Below are 7553 nucleotides of genomic sequence, written 5' to 3' on the forward strand. Positions count from 1 at the left end.
CCAGATGGGCCGCGGCGACGACGAGGCCTACGCCAAGCTCTGCGAGATGCTGGGCAGCCACTCCTTTATCGGCAGGCTCGGCGGGAAGAACGTGAAGGTGCAGCTGCTGGGTGGCAGCGAGGACCTGGCGACCCCGCCGGCCACCCTCGAGGCCCTGGCCGCCGAACTCGACGGTGCCCCGCTCGAGATCCTCGAGGGCGTCGGTCATGTGCCCTCCGTGGAGGTGCCGGGCATGTTCGCCGAGAAGCTGCTGGCGGTGATGGCGGTGGATCTGGGCGACGTGGCCAACCAGGGCGTGGCCTACGCCACCGGCCTCGAGACCCGCAAGCAGGTGCTGGGCGCGGAGCACGTGGCGCGCTCCACCGAGAAAGCCACCAGCCTGGACGCGCCCTTCCAGCAGATGATCACCCGCCTGGCCTGGGGCGAGCTGTGGAGCAACGACGACCTGACTCGTCGCGAGCGCAGCATGATCACCACCGGCATCCTCGCCGCCCTGGGTCGCGAGGAGCTGACCCTGCACCTCAAGACCGCCAAGCGCATCGGTCTTGCCGAGGCTGAGCTGCGCCAGGTGCTGATGCATGTGGCCATTTATGGCGGCGTGCCGGCGGCCAACCATGCCTTCTCGCTGGCCAAGCAGCTGGGCTGGGGCGGGGAGAAGGGCTGACCGCCACGCGACTATTTGTTAGGGCACTAACAGGTGCCCGATATGGCACGCTACGAAGCCGGCCCGAGAGCCGGCTTCGTCCTTTCAGGCGAGCCGAGGTGCCATCACCATCGAGGGCAAGGAGCTGCAGTATGAGCGATGAGACGGCGACGATGGATGAGTCAGGCCAGTGGCGTCAGGCCCTGCTGGCCTATGGCCTGCTGTGGTGCCTGGGGCTCTACCTGCGTCTGACGGTCCTGGTGGTGCCGCCGTTGATTCCCCAGCTCAAGGCGGTGCTGGGTTTCACCAGTGGCGAGGTGGCCATCGCCACTAGCCTGCCGCTGGTCACCCTGGCCCTGGGCGGACTGGCCGCCGGCTGGCTGCTGGCCCGGGTCGGGGTGCTTCCCGGCATGCTGCTGGGGCTGGCGGTGATGGCGGGGGGCAGTGCGCTGCGCAGCCTGCCGGAGGGCTTCCTGGCGATGATGGCGGCCACCGTGATCATGGGGGTGGGCATCGCCTTCATGCAGGCGGCCATGCCGGTGCTGGCCAAGCTCTGGTCGCCGGGGCGTATCGGCCGCGCCTCGGCGGTCTACACCAATGGCCTGCTGGTGGGCGAGCTGCTGGCCGCCGGGGCCACCGGCCCCCTGGTGGCCGTCTGGCTGGGCGATCGGTGGCAATGGGCCTTCACCCTCTGGGTGGCGCCGGTCCCACTGCTGATGCTGGCCCTGGCCGCCGGCAGTCGCCGGCTGCCGGCCACCGGGCGGGGCTCCTCCAGCGCCGAACTGGTACTGCCGGATCACCGTGATGGCCGCATGTGGCGCCTGGTGACGCTGCTCGGTGCTGCCGCGGCGCTCTACTTCACCGGCAATGTCTTCCTGCCGCCGCTGCTCGAGGAGAGCGGGCGCCTGGCGCTGCTCTCGCCCAGCCTGACGGCCCTCAATGGCGCCCAGATGCTCTCTTCGACGCTGCTGGTCCTCTATGCCGACCGGCTGATGGGGCGGCACCGTCCGCTGGTCGCCATCACGGCCCTGGCCCTGCTGGCGCTGCCGCTGATGCTCTGGCTGCCGGGGCGCCACGTGGTCTGGGCTGCCGGGCTGTTCGGCTTCTTCACCAGCGCGCTGTTCATCTTCGTGCTGGCGTTGCCCGCCTGGCTGGTGCGCGTCGAGGCGCTGCCGCGGCTGATGGGCGGCATGCTCTTCTTCGGCTATCTTCTGGTCTTCGTCATCACCGTGGTGGGTGGCGGGCTCTATGACCTCTCGGGGGTCGTGGCGCTGGCCTTCCTGCCGACCCTGGCGATCAGCCTGGCGGCCATGGCCAGCATCCGCCGGCTGCTCGCTTCCCGCCAACGGGAGGCCTGAATGCTCAATGCCCGCATCAAGCTGCGCCACCTCCAGGCCTTCCTGGAGGTGGCCCGACAGCGCAGCTTCGCGCGTGCCGCCGAGCGCCTGGCGATCACCCAGCCGGGCATGTCCAGGACCATCAAGGAACTCGAGGAGATCCTCGGCACCGCGCTCTTCGAGCGGACCTCCCGCGGGGTGGCGCTGACCCAGGCCGGCCTGACCCTGCTGCGCCACGCCGGCCCGGCGATCCGTGCCCTGGAGGAGGGCGTCAGCGCGCTGGGCGAGGCGCATGCCGCGGTGCGCTGGTTGCGGGTGGGAGCGCTCTCCACGGTGGAGAGCCACCTGCTGCCCGAGGCGATCCGGCGCTGGCAGCAGGCCGAGGCCGGCGAGGCCGGTGTCAACGTGGTGACCGGGCCCAGTGCCTTCCTGCTCTCCCGTCTGCGCCGGGGGGAGCTGGACCTGGTGGTGGGACGCATGACCGAGGCCCGCGAGATCCGCGACCTGGCCTTCGAGCACCTCTACTACGAGCGCCTTGTCCTGGTGGTGCGGGCAGGGCACCCGCTGGCCGGTGTCGAGCCCCTCGAGCCTCCCCGGTTGGGGGACTACCCCTGGGTGCTGCCACCGCCCCGCACCACCCTGCGCCAGCAGGTCGACAGCTTCTGCGTGCGCCACTCGCTGCGCCTGCCGGGGCGTCAGCTGGAGACCCTGTCGCTGCCCTTGAGCCACCGCTACACCCTGGAGAGCGACGCCCTCTGGGTGGCGCCGGAAGAAGCGGTGCGTGACGCCCTGCACGACGGCCGACTGGTCGAGCTGGCCCTGCCGCTGGAGCAGCAGGGCGGCTCGGTGGGGCTCTGCACCAACGCCAGCCTGGAACCGTCGCTGGCCCTGGAGGGATTCTGCGAGACCCTCCGCGAGGTGGCGGCGAGCCTGGTGGCGTTTGGCAAGTGAGGCATAACCCAGGGGTTATGTGAGGCGGTAAAGACGTCAATTGGCAGGCCTGCGGCAGGGCGCCACACTGGCCGAGATCCATCACCCCTGGAGACGAATCGATATGCAGGACGACAGCAAGCGCTTCGTGGAGCGCGATCGCAACTGGCACCCGCCGGCCTATGCGCCCGGCTACAAGACCTCCGTGGCCCGCTCCCCGCGCCAGGCGCTGGTCAGCATGCAGCACGCCACCGCCTCCGAGTTCACCGGTCCGGATTTCCGTGGCCTGCGCATGGGCCCCCACGACAACGACCTGCTGCTCAACTTTCGTCAGGAGCAGAACCAGGGGCTGCCGGTGGGGGAGCGCATCATCATGTTCGGCCGCGTGGTCGACCAGTTCGGCAAGCCGGTACCGCATACCCTGGTGGAGATGTGGCAGGCCAACGCCGGCGGCCGCTATCGTCACCGTAACGACAACTACCTGGCCCCGCTGGACCCCAACTTCGGTGGCGTGGGCCGCTGCCTGACCGACGACGCAGGCTGGTACCGCTTCCGCACCATCAAGCCGGGCCCCTACCCCTGGCCCAACGACGTGAACAGCTGGCGTCCCTCTCACATTCACGTCTCGGTGATGGGCCCGGCGATCTCCACCCGCCTGATCACCCAGATGTACTTCGAGGGCGATCCGCTGATCCCGCTGTGCCCCATCGTCAACACCCTCAAGGATCCCGATGCCGTCGAGACCATGATCGGTCGCCTGGACATGGCGCGTAGCCGGCCCATGGATTGCCTGGCCTACCGCTTCGACCTGGTGGTGCGCGGCGAACTGCAGACCTATTTTGAAAACCAGTGATCGGTTCGAGAACCAGTGACAGGACGGGGTAACCAGACCATGAAACAACCCAATTCCCAGCCCGCCAGCGAGCTGATGCTGCGTGAGACCGCCTCCCAGACCGCCGGGCCCTATGTCCACATCGGCCTGGCCCTGGCCGCCGCCGGCAACCCGACCCGCGATGAGGAGATCTGGAACGAGATGGCCCGTCCCGAGGCCGAGGGCGAGCACATCGAGATCGTCGGTACCGTGATCGACGGCAACGGCGACCTGGTTCGTGACGCCTTCCTCGAAGCCTGGCAGGCGGACAGCAAGGGCGTCTACCAGCGCGAGTATGACCTCGAGAAGCCGTTCAACAGCTTCGGGCGCACCGCCACCACCTTCGAGCACGGCAGCGAGTGGACCCTCAAGACCGTCAAGCCGGGTCGCGTGCGGGTGGATGGCATCGACGAGGAACATGGTGCCATCGACGACAAGGAGAACGACCTGGCGAGTGCCCGCAGTGCCCTGAAGATGGCCCCGCATATCAACCTGTCCCTCTTCGCCCGTGGCATCAATATCCACCTCCAGACCCGCCTCTACTTCGAGGATGAGACCGAGGCGAATGCCGAATGCCCGGTGCTTTCCCGCATCGAGTCGCCGGCGCGTCGTGAGACGCTGATCGCCAGGCGCGAGGAGGTCGATGGCAAGGTGCGCTATCGCTTCGATATTCGCCTGCAGGGCGAGGGCGAGACCGTGTTTTTTGATTTCTAGACGCGTCGACGTCTGATCGGCCCTCACCCCAATGCGAGGCCCCGCCATCCCGGTGAGGAGGGCGGGGCCTTCTGCGTTACGGGGGCATTCCTCTCGCCGTTACACGCCTTGCCCTACCGCATGCCGTGCTTCTTGAGCCGGTAGGCATAGGCGGCGCGGGTCATGCCCAGCCGGCGGGCGGCGGCGGTGATGTTGCCGTCGCTGTCGGCCTGGGCGGCCTCGAGCATGGTGCGTTCGACCTCCTCCAGGGTCATGCCGGCCTCGATCAGCGTACGGACCCGTTCATGGGGTGACGCCTCGAGGGGCGTTCCGCCCGGTGAGTCCTTGAGCATGCCCGAGGCATCCAGACCCTGCCCCTTCTCCCGCTCCAGGGTGGGGACCCGATAGTCTCCGAACAGCGCCTTCTCGGTGATGCGCTTGTGGTCGGCGGTGAGGATGACGCCGCGCTCGACGGTGTTCTTGAGTTCGCGGATGTTGCCCGGCCAGCGGTACTGTGTCATGGCCGAGCGGGCCTGGTCGGAGAAGCCCAGGGTGCGACGCTGGTAGTGGTGCTCGAAGCGTGACAGGAAGTGTTCCGCAAGGGCGGCGGTGTCCTCGCGCCGCTCGCGAAGGGGTGGCACGGTCAGGGTGAAGGCGTTCAGGCGATAGAAGAGGTCCTGGCGAAAGCTACCCTCCTCGACGCGCCGCAGCAGATCGGTATGGGTGGCGGCGACGATGCGCACGTCCACGTCTTTCACTGACTGGCCGCCGACCCGTTCGATCTGCTGCTCCTGCAGCGCCCGCAGCAGGGCGGCCTGGGCGCGGGGCGAGAGCTCGGCGAGCTCGTCCAGGAACAGCGTGCCGCCATCGGCTCGCTCGAAGCGTCCCTGTCGCGACTGTACCGCCCCCGTGTAGGCCCCCTTCTCGACCCCGAACAGCTCCGACTCGATCAGCTCCGGCGGGATGGCCGCACAGTTGACGGCGATGAAGGGGCCCTCGGCGCGGTGGCTCTGATCGTGCAGGCGCCGGGCCAGGATCTCCTTGCCGGTGCCGGTCTCGCCCAGCAGCAGCACGGGGACCTCGGAGGGCGCCGCGCTGTCGAGCATGGCGAGCATCTCCTGGAACGCCGGCGTCGAGCCGATGGGCGCCCAGTCCTCCTGGCCGCGGGTGCGGGCCAGGTCTCCCTCCAGGGTGGCGATGCGCGCCTGCAACTCGTAGAGCTCATCGATCAGCGGCTCCTCGCGGAACAGCTCGGCGAAGGCCTCGTGATCGGGCCACTCCTCGGCCAGCCTGCCGACGATACGGCATTCGGCATCCCCACAACCCCGACACGTGACTTCGCGAAACTGCACCTCACGGCCCAGCAGGTGGCTGGCATAGGCGCAGGCGTAGCCCAGCAGGGTCCAGCAGACGGGCTCGGCCTGGGGGCCCCGCGGGCGCCAGACATCGACCTCGAAGGAGCCCTTCCAGATGAATTCGCTGTAGAACCGGTCATGTTCCAGATCCATCTCCAGGTGCACCGGCACGGCCTGGACATGGCCCTGCAGCGCATGCAGCTGGGGGCCTGCCAGGTAGCGCTCTTCCAGCTCTTCGTCGTTTCCCCTGAGGGACCTGCCCAGTTCGGCATCCATCAGTCCCGAGTGGTAGCCCAGCCGCATGAAGAGTCCCCTGGCGCGCTCCATGCCCAGGGTGGTCACCAGCTCGTTGCGGAAGAAGGATGAAGCCGCCAGCGGCATCAGCAGCATGCGCTGCTCGCCGAGCCAGATCTGGCCCTCCTCCGGCAGGAAGCGCAGGGCATCCATCAGGTCTCGGGCGCTGGGGTAGTCGGGGGGTGAGGTGGACATGACGTACTCCAGCTGTCGCGGATCAAGGCAAGAGGATATCACCCCCATCCGGAGGAGAGGGGCAAGGACCCTCGGCAGAGTGACGGCAGGACTTCACCATTTGCGCAGGGGTCACCAAATGGTTGATCCATAGTATCGAACGGGTGTCCGCAATCCGGACAACCCGATGCCGGAGGGCTCGCCTAGTGCCTTGATGCCGGGGTTTTTTCCGATATCGGCACGGTTCTTGACACATGAATGACGTGGAGCCCGGTGCCAACTCCTTGATTTATACCAAAGTATAAGTCCTTGGTGTCGATGGGCTCCGACGGCGACATGCCCTTGACGAACAGACGGGTGATACTGACATGCAGAACACAACAACGGTGCCCTTCCGGCGCCTCCCATCGCTCAGGCTCAAGACCCTTGCCCTGCTCGGGGCCCTGGTGCTGCCGGCAGCAGCCCCGGCAGCACCAGGCGGTGAGGGGGAGATGCGCGAACCTGCCGAGGTCTACCGGCAGGTCTGCTCCCACTGCCACGCTCCGGACAAGGCCGTCGGCCCCGAGATCACCATGGCCTTTCCCGAGGCGGCCCACGAGGCGCGGGGCAACTACATCCGGATGACCGTGCGCAACGGCCGGGCCGCCATGCCTTCCCTACGCCAGGCCAAGGTCAGCGACCCCGAGCTTGAGGCCCTGATCCAGGCCCTGGTACGCGGTGACCTGGCGGCCGGCGCCGTGAACGAGGAGTGAGGCCATGAACCTGACACGTCGACAACTGCTCAAGAACAGCCTGCTGCTGGGCTCCGCGGTGCCGCTCTCCCTGGGCGCCGCCTGGGCCGCCGAGCGCGGCCTCGCCGATGCTCCGGTGCATGGCCCGATCCGCCTCTACGGGGCCGACCGTTCGACCACCGAGCTGGGGCTGGGGTTGCGCCAGCAGGGCTGGGCACCGCGCTACGAGGGCCGCCTCGACCCGCTGGCGCTCAATGCCCTGCCTGCCGGTGCCTTGGCCACGGGCTTTACCGACGAGTCGGGCCTGGTTCTGCTGACCAGCCTGCTGGCCGGTCGCGGCCGCGTGCTGGCCCTGGGCCGCCACGAGGCGGGGCGCCACCAGCTGCTGAGCCATCGCGGCCCGCTGGCGGCGCCGCTGGCGGTGGAGACCGGCAGCTGGCAGGCCGCGCTGGGGCGCGAATATGCCCGGCTGGCGCTGGCGGACGGCCATGGCCACGGAGCCGTCGAGCCGGACCCAGCTGATCC

At 68.5% G+C, this 7553-nt stretch carries 8 protein-coding genes; 7 read left to right on the forward strand and 1 reads right to left on the reverse strand.

The window, feature by feature from the left end; translation table 11 throughout:
* The 5 genes from RI841_RS08985 to RI841_RS09005 all read left to right on the forward strand — a co-directional run.
* On the forward strand, positions 1-664 hold a 664-nt coding region (locus tag RI841_RS08985; RefSeq protein ID WP_310705256.1), incomplete at its 5' end, for a carboxymuconolactone decarboxylase family protein.
* Between the two features lie 131 nt (positions 665-795).
* Positions 796-2001, forward strand: a complete 1206-nt coding sequence (locus RI841_RS08990) for an MFS transporter (protein WP_310705257.1) — start codon at positions 796-798, stop codon at positions 1999-2001.
* Positions 2002-2931: a pca operon transcription factor PcaQ gene (gene pcaQ, locus RI841_RS08995; RefSeq protein ID WP_310705258.1), complete on the forward strand. Its 930-nt coding sequence runs from the start codon at positions 2002-2004 to the stop codon at positions 2929-2931. It begins immediately after the preceding gene.
* A gap of 103 nt (positions 2932-3034) precedes the next feature.
* Positions 3035-3763, forward strand: a complete 729-nt coding sequence (gene pcaH, locus RI841_RS09000; RefSeq protein WP_405000930.1) for a protocatechuate 3,4-dioxygenase subunit beta — start codon at positions 3035-3037, stop codon at positions 3761-3763.
* Between the two features lie 39 nt (positions 3764-3802).
* The gene (locus tag RI841_RS09005) at positions 3803-4495 is read left to right on the forward strand and encodes a protocatechuate 3,4-dioxygenase subunit alpha (protein WP_310705260.1); all 693 of its coding nucleotides are present in this window, start codon (positions 3803-3805) and stop codon (positions 4493-4495) included.
* Positions 4496-4608: 113 nt separating this feature from the next.
* Here the strand turns inward: RI841_RS09005 and RI841_RS09010 are convergent, their stop codons facing one another.
* Positions 4609-6318, reverse strand: a complete 1710-nt coding sequence (locus RI841_RS09010) for a sigma 54-interacting transcriptional regulator (protein WP_310705261.1) — start codon at positions 6316-6318, stop codon at positions 4609-4611.
* Between the two features lie 347 nt (positions 6319-6665).
* On the opposite strand from RI841_RS09010, the gene RI841_RS09015 reads away from it, so the two are divergent.
* Both RI841_RS09015 and RI841_RS09020 read left to right on the forward strand, forming a co-directional pair.
* Positions 6666-7049, forward strand: a complete 384-nt coding sequence (locus tag RI841_RS09015; protein ID WP_310705262.1) for a cytochrome c — start codon at positions 6666-6668, stop codon at positions 7047-7049.
* A 4-nt stretch (positions 7050-7053) separates the two neighbouring features.
* A partial coding sequence (locus RI841_RS09020; protein WP_310705263.1) for a hypothetical protein occupies positions 7054-7553 on the forward strand: 500 nt, incomplete at its 3' end.

The organism is Halomonas sp. (genome assembly GCF_031581305.1).
Classification (GTDB): Bacteria; Pseudomonadota; Gammaproteobacteria; order Pseudomonadales; family Halomonadaceae; genus Halomonas.

Bases quoted from the DNA above. Each gene is read 5' to 3' on its own strand.
- RI841_RS08990 (WP_310705257.1), top strand. From the start codon at position 796: ATGAGCGATGAGACGGCGACGATGGATGAGTCAGGCCAGTGGCGTCAG.
- pcaQ (WP_310705258.1), top strand. From the start codon at position 2,002: ATGCTCAATGCCCGCATCAAGCTGCGCCACCTCCAGGCCTTCCTGGAG.
- pcaH (WP_405000930.1), top strand. From the start codon at position 3,035: ATGCAGGACGACAGCAAGCGCTTCGTGGAGCGCGATCGCAACTGGCAC.
- RI841_RS09005 (WP_310705260.1), top strand. From the start codon at position 3,803: ATGAAACAACCCAATTCCCAGCCCGCCAGCGAGCTGATGCTGCGTGAG.
- RI841_RS09010 (WP_310705261.1), bottom strand. From the start codon at position 6,318: ATGTCCACCTCACCCCCCGACTACCCCAGCGCCCGAGACCTGATGGAT.
- RI841_RS09015 (WP_310705262.1), top strand. From the start codon at position 6,666: ATGCAGAACACAACAACGGTGCCCTTCCGGCGCCTCCCATCGCTCAGG.